The organism is Acidovorax sp. JHL-9 (assembly GCF_000426205.1).
Taxonomy (GTDB): Bacteria; Pseudomonadota; Gammaproteobacteria; order Burkholderiales; family Burkholderiaceae_C; genus Acidovorax; species Acidovorax soli.
Map to the genome: position 1 here is coordinate 1 of NZ_AUEX01000023.1, position 19,159 is coordinate 19,159.

Below are 19,159 nucleotides of genomic sequence, written 5' to 3' on the forward strand. Positions count from 1 at the left end.
ATGCGCAGAGCGCCGGCGTCGGTCAGCACGGTCTTGGCGCTCTTGCCGTTGCGGTGATTGGCCGCAGCCCCTTCGGGCTTGGCCTGGCCGGGGGCGTAGCCCAGGTGGTGACTCATCTCCGCGCCCAGCGCGCGCTCAAGCACCGACTTCTTGAACTGCTGGAAGATGCCCTCAAGCTCGGCTGGCGTGACTGGCCCGGGAATGAGTTGCTCAAGCAGCTCGGCTGAGAATTGCGGCTGCGCCGCCTTGTCCGCTGATGCGGTGGTCTTCGTCTTGCGTGGCATTCATGCTCCTTGTTGACATGCTATGCCTCACACACAAACTTTCTGACAGGCTCCCGCCCTCCAGGATCGCTAGCGGTTGCGGCTCTTCATGGCGCGTTCGACCTCGCGCTTGCCTTCGCGGTCCTTGATGGTGTCGCGCTTGTCATGTTCCGCCTTGCCCTTGGCCAGGGCAATCTCGCATTTCACAAAACCATTTTTCCAGTGCAGGTTGATGGGCACCAGGGTGTAGCCCTTTTGCTCGACTTTTCCGATCAGGCGTTTGATGTCATCCTTCTTGAGCAGCAGCTTCTTGGTGCGTGCTGCCTCGGGGTTGACGTGGGTGGAGGCGGTCTTGAGGGGATTGATCAGGCAGCCCAGCAGGTACAACTCGCCATCACGGATGAGCACATAGCCATCGGTCAGCTGCACCTTGCCCTCACGCAGCGCCTTGACTTCCCAGCCATACAGCACCATGCCGGCCTCGTGGCGTTCTTCGAAGAAGTAGTTAAAGGCCGCCTTTTTGTTGTCGGCAATGCGGGACGTGGGATCGGGTTTTTTGGCCATGAGAGATTAGATGCGGCGCAAACGGGGAGATAAAAGGCCTCCCTACAATGGTTGGGTCTCGCTAGAGCGATTCTAAATTCCCCCGGATCCTCTGGCTGATTCCGTCGCTCCATTGCGCCGAAGCCGTATCTGCATGAAAACCGTCCACAAATCCGTCCTTATCTGGTACAGCCCCGAAGAAATGTTTGCCCTCGTAACGGGGGTGGAGCACTACCCCCAGTTCCTGCCCTGGTGCGACCGCTCGGCGGTGCTGGAGCGCGACGATGAAGGGATGACGGCCGAGGTGGGTATCGCAATGGCCGGTTTGCGCCAGACCTTTGTCACCCGCAACATCCATGAGGTGGGCCGGCGTGTGCAGATGCACCTGGTCAAGGGCCCGTTCTCCCGGCTGGAGGGCGATTGGCATTTCCACCCGGTGGCGGATGGCAGTCAGCGTGCCTGCAAGGTCGAGCTGTTGCTGCACTACGGGTTTGACAGCGCTGCCCTCGCGGCATTGGTGGGCCCCATTTTTGACCGCATCGCCGCCAGCATGGTGGACGCCTTTGTCAAGCGCGCGGAGCAGGTGTATGGGTGACGACAAGGGGTTGCTGCATATCACCGTGGTGGTTTGTGCGGCACCGCGCAGTGCGGTCGAGTGGGCATTGCAGCTGCCACAGGGGGCCACGGTGGCCGATGCGCTGAACATGTGCGCGGCCTTGCAGCCGTTGCCTGCAGATGCGACTTCTTCCGTGGTCGGTGTCTGGGGGCGTCAGGTGGCGCCAGACCGCATGCTCGCCGCAGGGGATCGGGTGGAGGTGTATCGCCCGTTGAAGGTGGACCCCAAGGTGGCCCGGCGCGAGCGCTTTGCCCGCCAGGGCGCCCGAACCACCGGACTGTTTGCGCGGCAGCGTCCCGGCGGTAAATCGGGCTATTGAAGTCTGGACAACGGGGGCGGCGGCAGCCCGACCATCACCGCGCGCAATCGGATGCAATGACGCTGTCGATGCGTTGGGATTCTGAAGCGCGGGTTGCTTCATCCAGGTAAACCCGTTCGCCCTGGGCATTCGTATGCATCATGGGCCGGCCAGAATCGAGTGTGGCCCTGGCCTGGCGGGCGCGGGTGCAGTTGTCCGCCTTGGTTTTTGCGATCTTCTCTTGTTCGGATTTTTTCTTGGCCGCTTCTGCCGCCTCTGCTTGCGCTTTTCTCTCTTCAAGTTCCTTGTCCTTGCCGCCGGTGGCGCTGCTGGCCGACGGTTTCGGGGCGGATGCGGCAGCAGCGGGTTCTGCTGCTCCAGCCAGCAGGGCGGGCCTTGGGTCCATACGGGTTCCCGGCTGCTTCAGGATGCTCTTGTCCGGGATGTCCGGAGGGGGCGCACGGTCGCTGAACACTTTGCGGCCGTCCTTGTCGATCCATTGCCATTGGGCCGAAGCGCCCAGTGACCAGGTGCAGGCGAAGGCCAGCAGCACAAGCTTGTGAATTTTCATGGCGGCAAGTTTAGCTGTGCCTCCATGGGGCTGCCAGCAAGTTGCTTTCCGTGGCAGCGTTTTTGCCACAGGCCGCGCGGGTACAATCCATTTTTTGGAGCTTTCTCATGCGCCTTCTTGGAAAAGCGCTCACCTTCGACGATGTGTTGCTGGTGCCCGCGTACTCCCAGGTCCTGCCCAAGGACACGTCCCTCGCGACGAAACTCTCCCGCAACATCCAGCTGAACTTGCCGCTGGTGTCCGCCGCCATGGACACCGTGACCGAGGCACGCCTGGCCATTGCCATTGCCCAGGAGGGCGGCATCGGCATCGTGCACAAGAACCTCACGCCCCAGGAGCAGGCCGCGCATGTGGCCAAGGTCAAGCGGTACGAGTCGGGCGTGGTGCGCGACCCGGTCGTCATCACCCCCGAGCACACCGTGCTCCAGGTGCTGGAGTTGTCGGAGCAGCTGGGAATTTCGGGTTTTCCGGTGTGCGATGGTGGCAAGGTGGTGGGCATCGTCACCAGCCGCGATCTGCGCTTTGAAACGCGCTACGACGTCAAGGTGCACCAGATCATGACGCCCCGTGAAAAGCTCATCACGGTCAAGGAGGGCGCCACGGCCAGCGAGGCCAAGGCCCTGCTGAACAAGCACAAGCTCGAGCGCCTGCTCGTCGTGAACGACAGCTTTGAACTCAAGGGCCTGATCACGGTGAAGGACATCACCAAGCAGACCAGCTTCCCCAATGCCGCGCGTGACAGCAACGGCCGACTGCGCGTGGGCGCGGCGGTGGGCGTGGGCGAGGGCACGGAAGAGCGTGTCGAGGCCCTGGTGAAGGCCGGTGTGGACGCCATCGTGGTGGACACGGCCCATGGCCACAGCAAAGGCGTCATCGACCGTGTGCGCTGGGTCAAGCAGAACTACCCGCAGGTCGACGTGATCGGCGGCAACATCGCCACGGGCGCGGCCGCGCTGGCGCTGGTGGAAGCCGGTGCCGATGCGGTGAAGGTGGGCATCGGCCCCGGCTCCATCTGCACGACGCGCATCGTTGCCGGCGTGGGCGTGCCACAGATCATGGCCATCGACAGCGTGGCCACCGCGCTGCGCGGTACGGGCGTGCCCCTCATTGCCGACGGCGGCGTGCGCTACAGCGGCGACATTGCCAAGGCCCTGGCCGCGGGTGCCAGCACCATCATGATGGGTGGCATGTTTGCCGGCACGGAAGAAGCGCCGGGTGAGGTGATCCTGTTCCAGGGCCGCAGCTACAAGAGCTACCGCGGCATGGGCTCGATTGGTGCCATGCAGCAGGGCAGTGCCGACCGCTACTTCCAGGAGTCGACCACGGGCAACCCCAATGCCGACAAGCTGGTGCCCGAGGGCATTGAAGGCCGCGTACCCTACAAGGGCTCGATGGTCTCCATCGTGTTCCAGATGGCCGGAGGCGTGCGTGCCGCCATGGGCTACTGCGGCTGCGCCACGATCGAGGACATGAACAACAAGGCTGAATTCGTCGAGATCACCACCGCCGGTATCCGCGAAAGCCATGTCCACGACGTGCAGATCACCAAGGAAGCGCCCAACTACCGCGCGGACTGATTTTTCAGCAACCACAGGCCCGAACCCGATGTCCAGGTGTTCGGGCCTTTGTCTTTTTCCTGTGGCCCACCATGCAACACCAGAAGATCCTCATCCTTGATTTCGGCTCGCAAGTCACCCAGCTCATCGCACGCCGCGTGCGCGAAGCCCATGTGTACTGCGAAGTGCACCCCTGCGACGTGACGGACGAGTGGGTGCGCGAGTATGCCAAGGACGGCTCGCTCAAGGGCGTCATCCTCTCTGGCAGCCACGCCAGCGTGTATGAGGACACCACCGACAAGGCACCCGAAGCGGTGTTCCAGCTCGGCGTGCCCGTGCTGGGCATCTGCTACGGCATGCAGACCATGGCGCACCAGCTCGGTGGCAAGGTCGAAGGCGGCCACAAGCGCGAATTCGGCTTTGCGGCGGTGCGCGCACGCGGCCACACCGCGCTGCTCAAGGACATTGCCGACTTCACCACGCCCGAAGGCCACGGCATGCTCAACGTGTGGATGAGCCACGGCGACAAGGTCACCGAGCTGCCCCCGGGCTTCAAGCTCATGGCCAGCACGGAAAGCTGCCCCATTGCTGGCATGGCCGACGAAGACCGCCGCTTCTATGCCGTGCAGTTCCACCCCGAGGTGACGCACACCGTGCAGGGCAGGGCGCTGCTGGAGCGTTTTGTGCTCGGCATCTGCGGCACCTCGCCCGACTGGGTGATGCGCGACCACATCGCCGAGGCGGTGGAGCAGATCCGCCAGCAGGTGGGCGATGAAGAAGTGATCCTGGGCCTGTCGGGCGGTGTGGACTCGTCGGTGGCCGCTGCGCTGATCCATCGTGCCATCGGCGACCAGCTCACCTGCGTGTTCGTGGACCACGGCCTGCTGCGCCTGAACGAGGGCGACATGGTCATGGACATGTTCGAGGGCAAGCTGCACGCCAAGGTGATCCGCGTGGATGCGAGCGAGCTGTTCCTCGGCAAGCTCGCCGGCGTGAGCGACCCCGAACAAAAGCGCAAGATCATCGGCGGCCTGTTCGTCGACGTTTTCAAGGCCGAGGCGGCCAAGCTCAAGGCTGGCGGTGCTGGCCACAAGGGCGCCACCTTTCTGGCCCAGGGCACCATCTACCCCGACGTGATCGAATCCGGCGGCGCCAAGAGCAAGAAGGCCGTCACCATCAAGAGCCACCACAACGTAGGTGGCCTGCCCGAGCAACTGGGCCTGAAGCTGCTGGAGCCGCTGCGCGACCTGTTCAAGGACGAAGTGCGCGAACTGGGCGTGGCCCTGGGCCTGCCGCCCGAAATGGTCTACCGCCACCCCTTCCCGGGCCCCGGCCTGGGCGTGCGCATCCTGGGCGAGGTGAAGAAGGAATACGCCGACCTGCTGCGCCGTGCCGACGCGATCTTCATCGAGGAACTGCGCAACTTCACCGACGAAGCCACGGGCAAGACCTGGTATGACCTCACCAGCCAGGCCTTCACCGTCTTCCTGCCCGTCAAGAGTGTGGGCGTGATGGGCGATGGCCGCACCTACGACTACGTGATCGCCCTGCGCGCCGTGCAGACCAGCGACTTCATGACCGCCGACTGGGCCGAACTGCCCTACGCGCTGCTCAAGAAGGTGTCGGGGCGCATCATCAACGAGGTGCGTGGTATCAACCGCGTGACCTACGACGTCAGCTCCAAACCACCGGCGACGATTGAGTGGGAGTGATTCGGCGTCTGGCACTGGCTGGCACCTAGTGGCACGAAAACACACCTAAGCCCGCGTCAATGCGGGCTTTTTTGTGATTTCGCTCGGCACAGCCTGGCAACATTTGGCATCGCCAAGCACCGTTTCTTCATGGCATGATGGATGGCATTGAACGCTTCTATGCCATGAGAGGTCGCCGATACCATGCAACCACCTTGCGGATGCTCATGGTATCGAATTGGCGTAATGCAATGATTTTATTGTTGTTTTACGCCAGGATCGGCCGGTTTTCGGATCATGGTATTTGAGCTGAATCAGGGCGAGAACCATGTTGACCGATACCAAGCTGCGCAACCTCAAGCCGAAGGACAAGCTCTACAAGGTGAATGACCGTGACGGCCTCTATGTAGCCGTCACGGCCGCCGGAGCGATCTCGTTCCGCTACAACTACTCGATCCACGGTAGGCAGGAGACCATCACCTTCGGCCGGTACGGTGTCGGCGGCATCACCCTGGCGGAAGCCCGCGAGCGGTTGGGCGAGGCCAAGAAGATGGTCGCGGCCGGGAAGTCGCCGGCCAAGGAGAAGGCGCGGGATAAGGCCCGCGTCAAGGACGCGGAGACATTCGGGGCCTGGGCGGAAAAGTGGCTGCGCGGCTACCAGATGGCCGACTCCACCCGCGACATGCGCCGCTCAGTCTACGAGCGCGACTTGAAGCCGAAATTCGGCAATCAGAAGCTGGCGGAGATTACCCACGAGGACTTGCGGGCACTGACCGATGCCATCGTGGAGCGCGGCGCGCCGGCAACGGCAGTGCATGTCCGCGAGGTGGTGATGCAGGTCTATCGCTGGGCCATCGAGCGTGGCCAGAAGGTCGAGAACCCGGCGGAGCTGGTGCGTCCAACGTCCATCGCCAAATTCGAGCCGCGCGACCGTGCGCTGACGCCCGACGAGATCGGCCTGATGTACCAGTACATGGAGCGCATTGGCACAGCGCCATCCATTCGGGCGGCAGCCAAGCTGCTGCTGTTGACGATGGTGCGCAAGAGTGAGCTGACCAACGCGACCTGGAGCGAGATCAATTTCAGCGACGCGCTTTGGACGATCCCGAAGGAGCGGATGAAGCGGCGCAATCCGCACCTGGTGTTTCTGTCCCGCCAGGCGCTGGACATCTTCATTGCCCTGAAAACCTTCGCCGGTGGATCGGACTACGTGCTGCCGTCGCGGTACGACTCAGACCTACCCATGAGCAGCGCCACGCTCAACCAGGTGCTGACGCTGACGTATCGGCTGGCGCAGAAGGAAGGAAAGCCGCTCGCCAAGTTCGGGCCGCACGACTTGCGGCGCACGGCCAGCACGTTGTTGCACGAGGCTGGCTACAACACGGACTGGATCGAGAAGTCCCTGGCGCACGAACAGAGAGGCGTCAGGGCCGTCTACAACAAGGCCGAGTACCGCGAGCAGCGGACGGCGATGTTGCAGGACTGGGCGGACATGATCGACGAATGGACGCTCAAGCGGCCGAAGGCTTAAGTCAGAGGATGGCAGGTAGGCAGCGCCTCCAGAACAGTGACCTTGGTCTCGGCTGTCATTGACACTTGAGGGGCGCGGCGTTTTAGCGGCTAAAAAGCGGTGGCTGCGACCGACGGGGTGAAGCCGGGCCGCATGGCCTGCGTGCCCGATGACTTGCGTGCCTCGATCCATTCCTCGATTTCTGCCAAGTCCCAGGCGACGTTTCGGCTGGTGAGTGCGATCCGGCGCGGGAACTCCCCGCGCTGTTCCATGTTGAAAATCGTGCGCTCAGACAGCGGAATCATTGCCAGCAGTTTCTTGCGGTTGATGAGCGTCTTACTTGTCGTTGCCTGCATCCCCTGGCCTCTTTCGATTACTTGCGAACATGTGCCGGATGGTGCCTGGCAATGCGGATCAAGTCGGCCAAATAGTTGTTCACTTTGGTTGACATAGAAATGGGGCAGGGAGCGCACTTCTATTGCTTCTTCAGGTGAAACGTTTCAGGGATCGATGCCAGCGCTTTAAGGGCCTTAGACACCGCTTGGCGCGTCAGCGGCCGTTGATCGTTGCTCGAAAGTTGTTCTGCAATCTCCGACTGATTGAGCCCGGAATACTGCAGCATCAGAATTTTCTTCTTGGTGTCCGACAGCTTCGAGTCCACCATCAATCGGGCTAGATTGCGTAGCTCGGTTATGTCGGCTGGCTGCAAGGTCTGACCCAGCATGTAGTGAAAGAAGTAGTTATCAACCAGCTTATCGCCGGACGCCGCCGCATGGGGCGTGGCTCGCTTCGCGCATTGCCGCTTGAGCCTTGCCAATTCGATATCGAACTGCGCGACGGATCGTTTTGCTTGTCTATAGGCGGGGTTGCCTGCACCGTTGAGCAACTTCGGCTGATGAGCAACGCAGTACAGGCTGCTCAAGCGAAGTGTGTCAGCGGCCCCGCGAAGTTGAGACTCATCGCCTGCAAATGAAGCGAGCGCGGTGAGCTCTCCGCAAAACCGACAAAATCCTTGCCGGCGTCTTCCATTCAAGCCCCGTGGCTTTCCATCGGAGCCTCGTATTGGAGAGTCCACCGGCTGTTTGCAGGCGCAGGCCCATACCAGCTCAAACAGCGATTCGAGAGTCGCTGTAAACCTTTTGTCCCTTGCGCTTGTGCAGTCTTCCTGGCGGATGAACCTCCGTAGAAGTTCCCGTTGCAGGGGAACCATCGCATCAAATCCAATCAATCGAATGATCCCGCTCAGGCCCACCCCTGTCCCAGCTCCGGGGATGTGCCCCAGGTAGCGCAGTGGAAGTTTTTCCGTGTACTTGGCCACAGCGGGGTCGATCAACTCTTCTATCAGCCGAACGATTGGGTGCTGCCTCGACGATGCGGAGTAAGGCTGCCACCGATCATGGAACTGCTTAATGGCTTCCGCGACGGTGGGATCGCAGTCTTTGGAGATGACGGTGTGTTTTGCGTTTAGCATGTCAACCATTGTGGACAACTAAATGGGTGTTGGCAACTCCAGCAACGCCTAACCTTCGTTGCAATTCAGTTGATAACGGAGGTTTACGCAATGACGATAGAAGACACGCTGCTGCAACGCTTCGGCCCGCTGCTGAGCATGGCGCAGCTCGCCTGTGTTCTGGATCGATCACCGGATGGCCTGCGGGTCAGCTTGCGCACGACGAGCGAATGGGCGGGGAGAATCAACACGGCTCGCTTGAAGATCGGTCGGCGCGTCTACTTCCGAACGTCGCAGATCGCCGAGGTATTGAGCGACGAGTCCCTGTACAGAACGGGGAACTGAGTCGTGGCGATTGATGTACTGGCGGCGTTTGAGCAAGAACCGCCGGTCCTGGACTTCATATGGCCCGGCTTCCTTGCAGGGACTGTCGGCGCGCTCGTTGCTCCAGGCGCGACGGGTAAGAGCTTCTGGGCGCTGGAAGCGGCCATGAGCATCGCATGCAGTGTTGCCGGCGGCGATCTTGTGGGCCTGGCCCCCGCACACACCGGGCGCGTGGTCTATCTGGCCGGGGAAGACCCGCCGCCCGCGCTTGTGCGGCGCATTCACGCCATCGGCCAGCACCTCGGACACGCGGCACGCCAAGCCATCGCAGAGAACCTTGCGCTTGAGCCGATCATGGGCAAGCGCCTGAACGTCATGGACGAGGCTCACTTGCGCCGCGTCATCGAGTACAGCGCCGGGGCGAGGCTGATCGTGCTGGACACCCTGAGCCGCATCCACGCCCTCGATGAGAACAGCAACGGCAACATGGCCCTCCTCGTGGCCGTGCTGGAGCAGGTCGCGGCTTCCACGGGCGCATCCGTGCTCTACCTGCACCACGTCAGCAAGGGAAGCGCTCGCGAAGGGCAGACCGACCAGCAGCAGGCCGCGCGTGGCGCGTCCGCGCTGATCGACAACGCCAGGTGGTGCGGTTACGTCGCCCGCATGACTGAGGACGAGGCGAAGCGCCTCAGCGACCGCGCCCATGACCGGCAACCCATCGGCGATGAGCGGCGCGGCTACTTCGTGCGTTTCGGCGTCAGCAAGCAAAACTACGACGCCACGCCGCTTGATCGCTGGTACATGCGGCACGCCGGCGGCGTGCTGGTGCCGGTGGAGCTGTATGAGGCCAGCAGGAATGAGGAAAGACGTGATAGTCGGAGGCGAGGCGATGGCTTTTGACCTCACCCATGCCAGGCACGATCCAATGCACTGCTTGGTCCCCGGCTTGTTCCGCAGTCTCAAGCGCGGCGAACGGAAGAAGCTCAAGCTCGATGTGACGTATCACTACGCCGAAAATGAACTAGCGCGGTTCGTCGGCTTCGAGCCTCTTGGTGCTGATGACATGCGGCTGCTGCAAGGTCTTGTGGCTCTTGGAGGGCCGAAGGGCATCATCTTGACGCCAGAGCCAACAGCGGACTTGCCGAAGCAACTCCGTCTATTCCTTGAGCCGAAGTTCGACGCGGTAGGGCAGGATGCGCTTGTCGTGCGAGAGAGCATGACAAGCCTGCTAGCCGAAATCGGCTTGACCGATGGCGGCGACAACATCAGGGCGATCAAGGCGTGCTTGCTGCGCATGGCAAACGTGACGGTGGTAGTCACCAAGGGGAGTAGGCAAAGGTCTTTTCACCTGATGAGCTATGCCTTCGACGAGGAGGACGGGCGGTTATTCGTCGCGCTGAATCCCCAGATTGCGGAGGCGATTCTTGGGCGGCGCCCGTATACCCGCATCGAGATGGCCGAGGTGCGGGCGCTACAAACCGACCCGGCCCGCCTGATTCACCAACGGCTGTGCGGCTGGATCGATCCCGGCAAAGCCGGGCGCGTGGAACTTGATACCCTTTCTGGCTACGTCTGGCCGGACGAGGCGAACGCCGAGGCCATGAAGAAGCGCCGCCAGAAGGCCCGCAAGGCTCTGGCCGAGCTTGCCACCGTGGGCTGGAAGGTCAGCGAGTATTCGGCAGGGAAGTGGGAAATTGGCAGGCCGAAGCCCGTAGTAACGTTCCCCAAGCTCCGTAGCAATGCTCCCCTTCACCCGTAGCAACGTTCCCCGCCTCAAACCGAAAAACACAGCAACGGCGCGGGCTTGCGGCTGGTTCTCAAATTCCATCCATGATCTTCCAAGATCATCCACTAGGCGCGGCACTTGCCGCCGCCCATTCGGGCGACGCCAGGCTCTTGCCAATGGTCGGCCTTCGGCCGTTGAGTTGTACGCCAGAAGGGTGGTCGGCTCCAGTCGGTCTTTTTAGCGGCTAAAACGCTGCGCCCCCCAAGTGTCAATAGGCGGTGTTGTATGTTGTATGTTGTAGCGCGCTACAACATACAACAGTTCAATGCGATTCCCGGCCACGTCATCAGGCTGACCTTTCCTCGCGCGCGCTGCAGCACCGCCATTTCCGGCGAGGCTGGCCACGTCCAGACTACGGTCGACCAACGCCACCTTTGACGATGCACCGAGGGCCCCATCACCAGTTCCGGCGATGACGGCAGCCGTTGGATCTCGCATCGCCACTTCTGACGATGAGATCCACTCTTTGACACTTGAGGGGCAGAGCGATAGTGGATGCTCCCGGCTTCCCTCTTGGCGTTCAACCTTCCGTGCTGAACACGGCTGCCATCCCTGATTTGATGGGTGTGCCTGTGTCATCGGCTCCATGTCAACCATTTCGGCCAATTATTGGCATGTTGTGTAGGCCGGCACTCCGTAACCTTCGGAGTAGTTCAGTTGATAACGGAGGTTTACGGACATGGCGACGACAGAAAGCAGCTACCCCGAGGAGCTGGCCGCACGGCTGGCTCTTCAGCAGAAGACCTCGCAAATAAAGCGCAGGGACTACCTAGCCGCTTTCATGGCGGTGCGCTCGGACGTGAAGCAAGCGATGGAGGCCGGCTACGCGCTCAAGATCATCTGGGAGCACCTGCGCGAGGTCGGGCGCATTCCTTTTCGATATGAGACGTTTCTGAAATACGTTCGGCGGCACATCACCAATGCGCAGCCTGGCTCTATCAGTCAGTGCAGCACGAAGTGAGGAAAGCCTCGTGCTCAATCGCTGCATGTGCGCGGCTGAAACACTGCAAATGGTTGTTGAATCGCTGCAAGCGCGTGGAAATGGGGCATTTCCGTCGGTTTTCGCGCTGCTGGCGCGCTGTTGCGAACCAACGGTGCGCTTACAGCGCGAGATTCGATGGGTCCTACGAGGCAAAAACAACGCCGTAAGGCGGGCAGGATGTGTGAAGTAGGCCCACCGCGCAGGCGCGGTGTTCCTCTTCACTTTCCCTTATTCGCGCCTACGGCGCTCAACGGGCATCCTGCTCTGCGAGGCATCCGGCGACCGCCGGCAACGACATGAGGACGCCAAGATGGAGGCCAACGAGAACAAGGTGACGAGGAAGGGCAGTCCGCCCATCAAGGTCTATTGCCTGCCCGAAGAGCGGGCCGAGATCGAGGCGAACGCCAAGAGGGCCGGGGTCAGCGTGGCGCGCTATCTGCGCGACGTGGGCCAGGGCTACCAGATCAAGGGCGTCATGGATTACGAGTACGTGCGCGAGCTGGTGCGCGTGAATGGCGACCTTGGCCGGCTGGGCGGCCTGCTCAAGCTATGGCTGACCGACGACCCGCGCACGGCCCGCTTCGGTGACGCCACGATCCTTGCCCTGTTGGGGCGGATCGAGGCCACCCAGGACGAAATGAGCCGGCTTATGAAATCCGTGGTGCAACCGAGGGCCGAGCCTTGAGCGTTTTAGCGGCTAAAAAGCCGGAGGCCGCCCGATGATCGCCAAGCACGTGCCCATGCGTTCGCTGGGCAAGTCCGACTTCGCCGGCCTGGTGAACTACGTCACCGACGCGCAGAGCAAGGATCACCGGCTGGGCCAGGTGCAGATCACGAACTGCGATGCCGTGTCGGTGCAGGATGCCATCACGGAGGTTCTGGCGACCCAGCACACGAACACGCGGGCCAAGGGCGACAAGACCTATCACCTGATCGTCAGCTTCCGGGCCGGCGAGCAGCCCAGCGCCGACACCCTGCGGGCGATTGAGGAACGCATCTGCGCCGGGCTGGGCTATGGCGAGCATCAGCGCGTCAGTGCCGTTCACAACGACACCGACAACCTGCACATCCACATCGCCATCAACAAGATTCACCCGACGCGGCACACGATGCACGAGCCGTACTACTCGCATCGGGCGCTGGCCGAGCTTTGCACGGCCCTGGAGCGCGACTACGGCCTGGAGCGCGACAACCACGAGCCACGCCAGCGCGGGGCCGAGGGCAGGGCGGCCGACATGGAGCGGCACGCGGGCGTGGAAAGCCTGGTCGGCTGGATCAAGCGCGAATGCCTGGACGAGATCAAGGGCGCGCAGTCCTGGCAGGAGCTGCACCAGGTCATGCGCGACAACGGCCTGGAGCTGCGCGAGCGTGCGAACGGCCTTGTGATCGAGGCCGGCGACGGAACGATGGTCAAGGCGAGCACCCTAGCCCGCGACCTTTCCAAGCCGAAGCTGGAGGCGCGGCTTGGCCCGTTCGAGGCTTCGCCCGAACGGCAGACACGAACCAAAGCGAAGCGGCAGTACCAGAAAGACCCGATCCGCCTGCGCGTGAACACGGTCGAGCTGTACGCCCGGTACAAGGAGGCACAGCAGCACCTCACGGCCACCAGGGCCGGCGCGCTGGCCGAGGCGAACCGCCGGAAGGATCGGGCCGTAGAGAACGTCAAGAAGGTGGCGGCCACCAAGCGGGCGGCGATCAAGCACCTGACCGATGGCCGCCTGACCAAGCGGCTGCTTTACAGCCAGGCCAGCGCCGCGCTGCGGGCCGACCTGGAGGCTATCCACAAGCGCCACGACCAGGAGCGGGCGGCGATCTACCAGGCGCACAGCCGACGCACTTGGGCCGATTGGCTCAAGCAGCAAGCCCAGGCCGGCGATGGCCAGGCACTCGATGCGCTGCGCGCCCGCGAGGCGGCCCAGGGCCTAAAGGGGGACACCCTTCAGGGTGAGGGTGTGGTGAAGGCCGGTTATGCCTTGGTGATCGACAACATCACGAAGAAGGGCACCATCATCTACCGCGCCGGCAGCTCAGCCGTGCGTGATGATGGCGAGCGCTTGGCTGTGTCCAGTGAGGCTGACCGCGCCGGCGTGCTAGCCGCCTTGCGCATGGCGATGGGGCGTTACGGCGAACGCATCACCGTCAGCGGCAGCGTGGCGTTCAAGGCCACCGCGATCCGGGCGGCCGTGGATGCGCGGCTGCCCATCGTCTTCACCGATCCGATCCTGGAGCGTCGGCGGCTGGTCGAGGCCGCGAAGGCTCAGGCCAGAGTCCGTCCCGGCGCGCCACCTGTCGGCCGGCAACCACCGCCGCATCGTCGGCATGGCCTGCACACGCTGGGCCAGCTCGGCGGCCTGTACATCGAGGGCGGAGCCCAGCGGCCGACGCAAGCACCGATGCCAGCCAAAGTACGATCATCAGCACCGTCCGAACTGGCGCAGCGCGAGGCGCGGCTACGGGCGCAGATGGAGGCCAAGAGGGCCAAACGCCAAGAGAACGGCAAGGGGCGTGGTCGATGACGAGCGCTTTCACTCCCTGGGAGGTGCAGTGCGAGCTTCACCCCCGTACACCGATGTTAAACAGAAATGGCCGGGCGCTACGGTGTCGCTCAGGTCGGGGTACCGGGACAGCGATACGGCGTGCTGTCTCTGTGATGGCCCAACGCCGCCAGTTGCCGACCAGGCAGCCGGCAGGCGCAGTGCAGCCGCTCATCACATTCCAGGAACTCGACCATGAAACACGTCCGCCTTTTAGCGGCTAAAACCGCGCTTGCCGCTGCCCTGGCCGGCAGCATCATCATCACCCCGGCGCAGGCCGGCATTCCCGTCATCGACGGCGGGAACCTGGTGCAGAACGTCATGACGGCCATCGAGTCGGTGGCGCAGACGCTCAAGCAGATTGAGCAGTACCAGACCCAATTGCAGCAGTACGAAAATATGCTGCAAAACACGATGGCCCCGGCGGCCTATATCTGGGATCAGGCGCAGTCCACGATCAACGGGCTGATGAATGCCGTCAACACGCTGGACTATTACAGGAACCAGCTCGGCAGTCTCGACGCCTACCTGGGCAAGTTCCAGGACGTGAGCTACTACCGCGGCTCGCCGTGCTTCTCGGCAGCCGGGTGCTCGGATGCTGAGCGCGCCGCGATGGAGCAAAACCGCCGCCTGGCGAGCGAGAGCCAGAAGAAGGCGAACGACGCGCTTTTCAAGGGCCTGGAGCAACAGCAGCGCAACCTGACCGCCGATGCTCGCCAGCTCGAACGGCTCCAGTCTGCCGCGCAGGGTGCGAACGGCCAGATGCAGGCCATCGGCTTCGCCAACCAGCTCGCCGCCAACCAAGCAAACCAGCTTCTGCAAATCCGTGGCCTGCTGATCGCACAGCAGAACGCCGCGACGGCCAGGATGCAGGCGCAGGCCGACCTAGAGGCGCAACAGCAGGCCGCCGGCGCGACTTCTCGGGAGTCCAGGATCGAGCGGACGGCCAACCCGAGAAACTGGCTCGAACTGACCCGCTGACGGAGGCCCTGCACCATGAAGAAAACGATGCTGCTTACCGGCCTCGTGGTGGTGCTGGTGGCTGGTTGCGACAACAAGCCGGCCATCCCGCCCATGCCCGAGGTCAATGACACCAATTGCCAGATCGAGGCGATCAAGAAGATCGAGGACAGGGCCACGCGCGAGAAATTCGCCGGGCTGTGCTCGCGCCGGTCGCCGGCCGCCGGCGGCATCGCGCCGACCGAGAAGCCCATGAACTGGCTCGAACTGGCCGACCCGAAAGACCAGAAGGAGGCGAAGCCATGAAAACACTGCACAAGGCGGCGCTGATCGGCGTCGCCCTCGCGCTTTACTCCACCGCTGCATCGGCCCAGCTCACCAACCAGGGGATGCTTGACCAGGTGGTGACGGAGTTCGCCACGCGGGCCACGTCCTGGCAGACGGTGGTGATGAATGCCGCGATGTTCCTGTTCTGGACGCTGGGCACGATCTCGCTGGTTTTCACGTTCGGCTTCATGGCGCTGCGCAAGGCCGATATTGGTGAATTCTTCGCCGAGTTCATCCGCTTCATTCTGTTCTTCGGCTTTTTCCTCTGGCTGCTGCGCAACGGCCCCGCCTTCGCCAACTCGATCATCCAGTCACTGGCCCGGATCGGTGAGCAGGCATCCGGGGTGGCATCGGTGACACCCTCGGGCATCGTGGATATCGGCTTCATGATCTTGAAGCAGGCATTCACAAACTCGTCGATCTGGTCGCCCGTGGATAGCTTCATCGGTGTGGCCTTGAGCGTTGGCATCTTGATCCTGCTGGCAGTTGTCGCCGTGAATATGCTGCTGCTGCTCGTCTCGGGCTGGCTGCTGATGTACGCCGGCATCTTCTTCCTCGGCTTCGGTGGTTCGCGTTGGACGTCCGACATGGCGATCAACTACTACAAGACCGTGCTGGGCGTGGCCGTGCAGATCATGACGATGGTGCTCCTGGTCGGCATCGGGAACGACCTGCTTACCAGCTTCTACGCCAGGATGAACACCGGCACGTTGAACTTTGAAGAGCTGGGCGTGATGCTGGTTTTCTGCGTTGCGCTGCTCATGCTGGTCAATCGTGTTCCCCCTCTTGTCGCCGGCATCATCACCGGCTCGGGGATCGGCGGCGCGGGTGGCATCGGCAACTTTGGCGCGGGTGCTGCCATAGGTGCGGCTATGGGCGCGGCGAGTATGGCCGCCGGTGCGGCAAGCGTGGCCGGCGCGGCCGTGATGGGTGGTGCGGCCTCGGCCGCCGGCGGTATGTCGGCGGTCAAAGCAGCGTTCGAGAAAGCAGGGTCTAGCGCCGGCGGTGAATCGGGCGGAATGCCCATGCTTGGCGGCGGCTCCGACTCCGGCAGCGATGCAGGCTCGTTTGCGCAAGCTGCTGGCTTTGGTGGCGGGTCAAGCTCAGGTGCGGGCACCACTACACCGCTTGCACAGGCCGCCGGTTTCGGCAGCAGCTCGGGCCGCGGTGCCAGCGGCTCGGGTGGCGGCAATGGGCAGCAGTCCGGTAAATCGGGCGGAGGTTCCAGCTCGAAGGGTGGCGACGAAGCCAGCAGCAAGAAAGCCCAGCAAGGCGGCCAGCAGGCCGCACCAGGCAGCACCGTCCCCGGCTTGCTGGCCTCGGCCGCATCGGCGCTTGGCACGGCGGGCCGCGTGACGGCCGACGCCGGCGCGAGCCTGATGCAAGGCGTCGGCGAGGTTGCGAAGGCCAAGGCCGCCAGCATCCGCGATGCCGCTGTCGAACGCATCGCCGACACCACCGGCGGGAAGATCGCGGCGGCTATCAGAGCGAGTGCGGAGAAAGACCAGGCGGCGGCCGAGTCGGTGCCGACATTCGGCGGCAACAACCTGGCAGGGGCCGATTCGCATGATGAAGTGGCCGCGTTCGCCAACCGCGAGCACGGTAAATCGGAGGTGTGACTATGAGGCGTAGTGGCTTTTTCGACTGCCTGGCGCTTGACCAGGTGCAGCGGCCGGTGGTGGATTTTGAGCAGCCTGGCGATCAATCAACCGAGCTTGATGCAGCGGCGGAAGTTTCGGCCTTTATTGATCGCTCTGCTCCTTCTGCCATCGAGGCCACCAGGCCGGCGGCCAGGTCATCGAGCAACAGCTACAGCGGCAGCAACAGGAACACGCCGCTGGCAGAAGCGGCCGGCTTCTACAGCAGCGGCCAGCGGTAAAGCGCGCCGGCCGGCGTGGGGCCGGCCGACACTTCCACAACCCACCTACTACAGAGGTGAATCATGGCAACTTTGAATCCTACCAATGCAATCGCAACCCAGGCAGTTCATTATGCGGCCGCGCAGCTCGCGGCCCTGGACTGGATCGACCAAGAGGCGGCGCAGCAGCTCTCACCAATGGCCGAGGCCGTCGCCAATATGTTCATGGTGCTGTACTACCAGGCCGAGACGGGCCAGGCCACGCGGGACGACTTCCGCCTGGCTCTGGACGCGGTGCGGCAATCCCTGCACGTCGCGTAGTCTTGCGGCGGGTAAGAAGAATAAGAAGAATATTCTTCTTACCGATCGACTAACTCACTGGGAAGGACAAGGGCGGCTATTAGGTCGCCCTTGTCTTTTCCGGTCATACATCGTCAAAGGTGGTAGTGCGCGTCGGTATGCTCGAGCATCGCCATGTCGGATGATGAAGGCTGCTCTAGGCTGCTCCCTTGGCGTGAGATCTCGCATCGTCATTTCCGGCGATGAGATCCACCTGCAGCACCGCCAGGCATGACGATGCTGGCCAGCTTCCCTACTTGATGCCGTGCATAACCCGCGCACGTGCTGCGACCTGGTGCGCGTGCTCGATGTAGGCCGGGTCGCCGGTGGCTTCCGCATCGGCCAGGAGTGCAGCCACGGCCTCGGCATTGGTCAGGTGTTCGGCCGGGTCGAAGGGGGTCAGCACTTCACGGCCGACCGCCGGCGCATCCAGCCATTCCCGTTCCTGCGCGGTCAGCTCGGCAGAAGGGTCGCATTGGGCCAGTAGCTCATCGAGCGTGTAGCGCACCCGGTCGGCCGAGACGGCGCGGGCCGGGTAGGCTTTCAGCGCGTCATGGGCCGGGCCGGCCTTCTCATGCAGCCAGGTTTCCAGGTTCTTCGGGTCAATCATCGGCCGGCCACATCGAGCAGCGCCGCCAAGCCTTCCAGGTCATCGACAGAATACCCACGGAAGCGGCCGGCCAGCAGCTCGCCCAGCTCGGCCAGCGTCAATCCAAGAGCCGCCGCCGCTTGGTCGTTTGACAACTGCCGTGCCGTGATGGCCTGACCAATCTTGGTTACGAGCGTGGCCTTGGCCTGCATTTCGTCCGTGTCGAGGCGGCCCAGGTCGGCATAGATGTTCGTGCTGCCTTCACGAATTTCCGGCGTGTCGTCGGCGTTCAGGTCGGCGAACAGGGCTTCGACGGAATCGAACCGCTTCAAGCCACCCCGTCGGGCTTCTTCAATTGCTTCCTCGGTTTCCTTTCGGCCCATCGCACACCTCACGCTAATTTGCCTAGCCCGTCTCATCCAGATGAGGCCACAGAGAGCACGGCTGTGAAGGCCAAAGGGTACTACGTTGCGTTTTTGCCCTGGAAAAAGACACGCCGAGCACCTTCTTGGCGTAAACCATCTACGACCCGCTGGCTAAAGCGCATGACCTTGCCATCGAGCTGGTGCCACGAGTGTGCCGCAACGCATGGCGCCTGCCGAATCTATGGCTTTGCGCACATGAGATTCGAGGTTCATTTGGGTGGCTTGGATGGTAAACTTGGCCAGACTTTGGAAAACTTCGCCGTGCGACACCAAGCGAGCCACCTGACATGAACCAACCCGATAGCGAAATTCTCACGCTGGACGAAGTGGCGGTCTATCTCAAGGCAGGGAAGAAGACCGTTTACCGGCTGGCCCAGCAAGGGGAGATACCGGGGTTCAAGCTGGGCGGCACCTGGCGGTTTCGTCGCAGCGAGTTGGATCGCTGGATTGCCGAACAGATAGCCGAGAAAACGCAGGACAAGACATGAGCGCCCCGCAGAACGACAGCAGCCAGGCGGCCACGCCCCAAGGGGGGGC

Annotated in this window: 24 protein-coding genes; 17 read left to right on the forward strand and 7 right to left on the reverse strand. The window is 62.8% G+C overall.

The window, feature by feature from the left end; translation table 11 throughout:
• Together K225_RS20865 and smpB are read right to left on the reverse strand one after the other, a co-directional pair.
• A partial coding sequence (locus K225_RS20865) for a transposase (RefSeq protein ID WP_034712810.1) occupies positions 1-284 on the reverse strand: 284 nt, incomplete at its 3' end.
• Between the two features lie 69 nt (positions 285-353).
• On the reverse strand, positions 354-827 hold the full coding sequence (smpB, locus tag K225_RS0114290) for an SsrA-binding protein SmpB (protein WP_026437053.1): 474 nt from the start codon (positions 825-827) through the stop codon (positions 354-356).
• Between the two features lie 133 nt (positions 828-960).
• Between smpB and K225_RS0114295 the strand changes: the two genes are divergently transcribed.
• Together K225_RS0114295 and K225_RS0114300 are read left to right on the forward strand one after the other, a co-directional pair.
• The gene (locus tag K225_RS0114295) at positions 961-1,401 is read left to right on the forward strand and encodes a type II toxin-antitoxin system RatA family toxin (protein ID WP_026437054.1); all 441 of its coding nucleotides are present in this window, start codon (positions 961-963) and stop codon (positions 1,399-1,401) included.
• A complete protein-coding gene (locus tag K225_RS0114300; protein ID WP_026437055.1) occupies positions 1,394-1,741 on the forward strand; it encodes an RnfH family protein in 348 nt (115 codons plus the stop codon). The genes K225_RS0114295 and K225_RS0114300 overlap by 8 nt, the downstream gene beginning before the upstream one ends.
• Before the next feature lie 34 nt (positions 1,742-1,775).
• Here K225_RS0114300 and K225_RS0114305 read toward each other — a convergent pair whose 3' ends face one another.
• Complete coding sequence (locus K225_RS0114305) at positions 1,776-2,291, reverse strand: DUF4124 domain-containing protein (protein WP_026437056.1); 516 nt, start codon at positions 2,289-2,291, stop codon at positions 1,776-1,778.
• A 107-nt stretch (positions 2,292-2,398) separates the two neighbouring features.
• Between K225_RS0114305 and guaB the strand changes: the two genes are divergently transcribed.
• The 3 genes from guaB (at position 2,399) to K225_RS0114320 (ending at position 7,069) form a co-directional block, all read left to right on the forward strand.
• Positions 2,399-3,868 (forward strand): IMP dehydrogenase, encoded by a 1,470-nt coding sequence (gene guaB / locus K225_RS0114310; protein WP_026437057.1) that lies wholly within the window; start codon positions 2,399-2,401, stop codon positions 3,866-3,868.
• A gap of 71 nt (positions 3,869-3,939) precedes the next feature.
• On the forward strand, positions 3,940-5,559 hold the full coding sequence (gene guaA / locus K225_RS0114315; protein WP_026437058.1) for a glutamine-hydrolyzing GMP synthase: 1,620 nt from the start codon (positions 3,940-3,942) through the stop codon (positions 5,557-5,559).
• Positions 5,560-5,866: 307 nt separating this feature from the next.
• Positions 5,867-7,069 carry a site-specific integrase gene (locus K225_RS0114320; RefSeq protein WP_026437059.1) on the forward strand — a complete coding sequence of 401 codons (1,203 nt, stop codon included), beginning with the start codon at positions 5,867-5,869 and terminating at the stop codon, positions 7,067-7,069.
• An 89-nt stretch (positions 7,070-7,158) separates the two neighbouring features.
• Here K225_RS0114320 and K225_RS0114325 read toward each other — a convergent pair whose 3' ends face one another.
• The gene (locus tag K225_RS0114325) at positions 7,159-7,404 is read right to left on the reverse strand and encodes an AlpA family transcriptional regulator (protein ID WP_026437060.1); all 246 of its coding nucleotides are present in this window, start codon (positions 7,402-7,404) and stop codon (positions 7,159-7,161) included.
• Positions 7,405-7,523: 119 nt separating this feature from the next.
• The gene (locus K225_RS0114330; RefSeq protein WP_369794866.1) at positions 7,524-8,519 is read right to left on the reverse strand and encodes a LuxR family transcriptional regulator; all 996 of its coding nucleotides are present in this window, start codon (positions 8,517-8,519) and stop codon (positions 7,524-7,526) included.
• A gap of 90 nt (positions 8,520-8,609) precedes the next feature.
• Between K225_RS0114330 and K225_RS0114335 the strand changes: the two genes are divergently transcribed.
• From K225_RS0114335 to K225_RS0114385, 11 genes are all read left to right on the forward strand, one after another.
• On the forward strand, positions 8,610-8,843 hold the full coding sequence (locus K225_RS0114335) for a hypothetical protein (RefSeq protein WP_026437062.1): 234 nt from the start codon (positions 8,610-8,612) through the stop codon (positions 8,841-8,843).
• Between the two features lie 3 nt (positions 8,844-8,846).
• On the forward strand, positions 8,847-9,722 hold the full coding sequence (locus K225_RS0114340) for a helicase RepA family protein (protein ID WP_026437063.1): 876 nt from the start codon (positions 8,847-8,849) through the stop codon (positions 9,720-9,722).
• Complete coding sequence (repC, locus tag K225_RS0114345) at positions 9,712-10,581, forward strand: replication protein C, IncQ-type (RefSeq protein ID WP_034712815.1); 870 nt, start codon at positions 9,712-9,714, stop codon at positions 10,579-10,581. Before K225_RS0114340 ends, repC begins: the two co-directional genes overlap by 11 nt.
• A 706-nt stretch (positions 10,582-11,287) precedes the next feature.
• Complete coding sequence (locus tag K225_RS0114350; protein ID WP_026437065.1) at positions 11,288-11,569, forward strand: TraK family protein; 282 nt, start codon at positions 11,288-11,290, stop codon at positions 11,567-11,569.
• A gap of 331 nt (positions 11,570-11,900) precedes the next feature.
• Positions 11,901-12,275, forward strand: a complete 375-nt coding sequence (gene traJ / locus K225_RS0114355) for a conjugal transfer transcriptional regulator TraJ (RefSeq protein ID WP_026437066.1) — start codon at positions 11,901-11,903, stop codon at positions 12,273-12,275.
• A gap of 34 nt (positions 12,276-12,309) precedes the next feature.
• Entirely contained in the window at positions 12,310-14,106 is a 1,797-nt protein-coding gene (gene traI / locus K225_RS0114360) for a TraI/MobA(P) family conjugative relaxase (protein ID WP_026437067.1), read from the forward strand.
• A 213-nt stretch (positions 14,107-14,319) separates the two neighbouring features.
• Positions 14,320-15,105 (forward strand): P-type conjugative transfer protein TrbJ, encoded by a 786-nt coding sequence (gene trbJ, locus K225_RS0114365; RefSeq protein ID WP_026437068.1) that lies wholly within the window; start codon positions 14,320-14,322, stop codon positions 15,103-15,105.
• Positions 15,106-15,120: 15 nt separating this feature from the next.
• On the forward strand, positions 15,121-15,390 hold the full coding sequence (gene trbK / locus K225_RS0114370; protein ID WP_026437069.1) for an entry exclusion lipoprotein TrbK: 270 nt from the start codon (positions 15,121-15,123) through the stop codon (positions 15,388-15,390).
• Positions 15,387-17,030, forward strand: coding sequence for a P-type conjugative transfer protein TrbL (gene trbL / locus K225_RS0114375; protein ID WP_026437070.1), 1,644 nt, complete (start codon positions 15,387-15,389; stop codon positions 17,028-17,030). The genes trbK and trbL overlap by 4 nt, the downstream gene beginning before the upstream one ends.
• 2 nt (positions 17,031-17,032) lie before the next feature.
• On the forward strand, positions 17,033-17,290 hold the full coding sequence (locus K225_RS0114380) for a hypothetical protein (protein ID WP_034712820.1): 258 nt from the start codon (positions 17,033-17,035) through the stop codon (positions 17,288-17,290).
• A 63-nt stretch (positions 17,291-17,353) separates the two neighbouring features.
• Entirely contained in the window at positions 17,354-17,590 is a 237-nt protein-coding gene (locus K225_RS0114385; protein ID WP_026437072.1) for a type I toxin-antitoxin system ptaRNA1 family toxin, read from the forward strand.
• A 271-nt stretch (positions 17,591-17,861) separates the two neighbouring features.
• On the opposite strand, the gene K225_RS22760 is transcribed toward K225_RS0114385, so the two are convergent.
• Positions 17,862-18,218: a hypothetical protein gene (locus K225_RS22760; RefSeq protein ID WP_026437073.1), complete on the reverse strand. Its 357-nt coding sequence runs from the start codon at positions 18,216-18,218 to the stop codon at positions 17,862-17,864.
• Positions 18,215-18,529: an XRE family transcriptional regulator gene (locus tag K225_RS20870; protein ID WP_238323240.1), complete on the reverse strand. Its 315-nt coding sequence runs from the start codon at positions 18,527-18,529 to the stop codon at positions 18,215-18,217. Before K225_RS20870 ends, K225_RS22760 begins: the two co-directional genes overlap by 4 nt.
• Positions 18,530-18,909: 380 nt before the next feature.
• On the opposite strand from K225_RS20870, the gene K225_RS0114400 reads away from it, so the two are divergent.
• On the forward strand, positions 18,910-19,110 hold the full coding sequence (locus tag K225_RS0114400) for an AlpA family transcriptional regulator (RefSeq protein WP_026437075.1): 201 nt from the start codon (positions 18,910-18,912) through the stop codon (positions 19,108-19,110).
• Positions 19,111-19,159: the final 49 nt, after the last annotated feature.

Bases quoted from the DNA above. Each gene is read 5' to 3' on its own strand.
- K225_RS0114305 (WP_026437056.1), bottom strand. From the start codon at position 2,291: ATGAAAATTCACAAGCTTGTGCTGCTGGCCTTCGCCTGCACCTGGTCA.
- trbK (WP_026437069.1), top strand. From the start codon at position 15,121: ATGAAGAAAACGATGCTGCTTACCGGCCTCGTGGTGGTGCTGGTGGCT.
- smpB (WP_026437053.1), bottom strand. From the start codon at position 827: ATGGCCAAAAAACCCGATCCCACGTCCCGCATTGCCGACAACAAAAAG.
- K225_RS0114325 (WP_026437060.1), bottom strand. From the start codon at position 7,404: ATGCAGGCAACGACAAGTAAGACGCTCATCAACCGCAAGAAACTGCTG.
- K225_RS0114320 (WP_026437059.1), top strand. From the start codon at position 5,867: ATGTTGACCGATACCAAGCTGCGCAACCTCAAGCCGAAGGACAAGCTC.
- K225_RS0114380 (WP_034712820.1), top strand. From the start codon at position 17,033: ATGAGGCGTAGTGGCTTTTTCGACTGCCTGGCGCTTGACCAGGTGCAG.
- K225_RS0114350 (WP_026437065.1), top strand. From the start codon at position 11,288: ATGGCGACGACAGAAAGCAGCTACCCCGAGGAGCTGGCCGCACGGCTG.
- K225_RS0114295 (WP_026437054.1), top strand. From the start codon at position 961: ATGAAAACCGTCCACAAATCCGTCCTTATCTGGTACAGCCCCGAAGAA.
- trbL (WP_026437070.1), top strand. From the start codon at position 15,387: ATGAAAACACTGCACAAGGCGGCGCTGATCGGCGTCGCCCTCGCGCTT.
- traJ (WP_026437066.1), top strand. From the start codon at position 11,901: ATGGAGGCCAACGAGAACAAGGTGACGAGGAAGGGCAGTCCGCCCATC.
- repC (WP_034712815.1), top strand. From the start codon at position 9,712: ATGGCTTTTGACCTCACCCATGCCAGGCACGATCCAATGCACTGCTTG.
- K225_RS0114400 (WP_026437075.1), top strand. From the start codon at position 18,910: ATGAACCAACCCGATAGCGAAATTCTCACGCTGGACGAAGTGGCGGTC.
- K225_RS0114335 (WP_026437062.1), top strand. From the start codon at position 8,610: ATGACGATAGAAGACACGCTGCTGCAACGCTTCGGCCCGCTGCTGAGC.
- K225_RS0114330 (WP_369794866.1), bottom strand. From the start codon at position 8,519: ATGCTAAACGCAAAACACACCGTCATCTCCAAAGACTGCGATCCCACC.
- K225_RS0114300 (WP_026437055.1), top strand. From the start codon at position 1,394: ATGGGTGACGACAAGGGGTTGCTGCATATCACCGTGGTGGTTTGTGCG.
- K225_RS0114385 (WP_026437072.1), top strand. From the start codon at position 17,354: ATGGCAACTTTGAATCCTACCAATGCAATCGCAACCCAGGCAGTTCAT.
- traI (WP_026437067.1), top strand. From the start codon at position 12,310: ATGATCGCCAAGCACGTGCCCATGCGTTCGCTGGGCAAGTCCGACTTC.
- guaB (WP_026437057.1), top strand. From the start codon at position 2,399: ATGCGCCTTCTTGGAAAAGCGCTCACCTTCGACGATGTGTTGCTGGTG.
- trbJ (WP_026437068.1), top strand. From the start codon at position 14,320: ATGAAACACGTCCGCCTTTTAGCGGCTAAAACCGCGCTTGCCGCTGCC.
- guaA (WP_026437058.1), top strand. From the start codon at position 3,940: ATGCAACACCAGAAGATCCTCATCCTTGATTTCGGCTCGCAAGTCACC.
- K225_RS22760 (WP_026437073.1), bottom strand. From the start codon at position 18,218: ATGATTGACCCGAAGAACCTGGAAACCTGGCTGCATGAGAAGGCCGGC.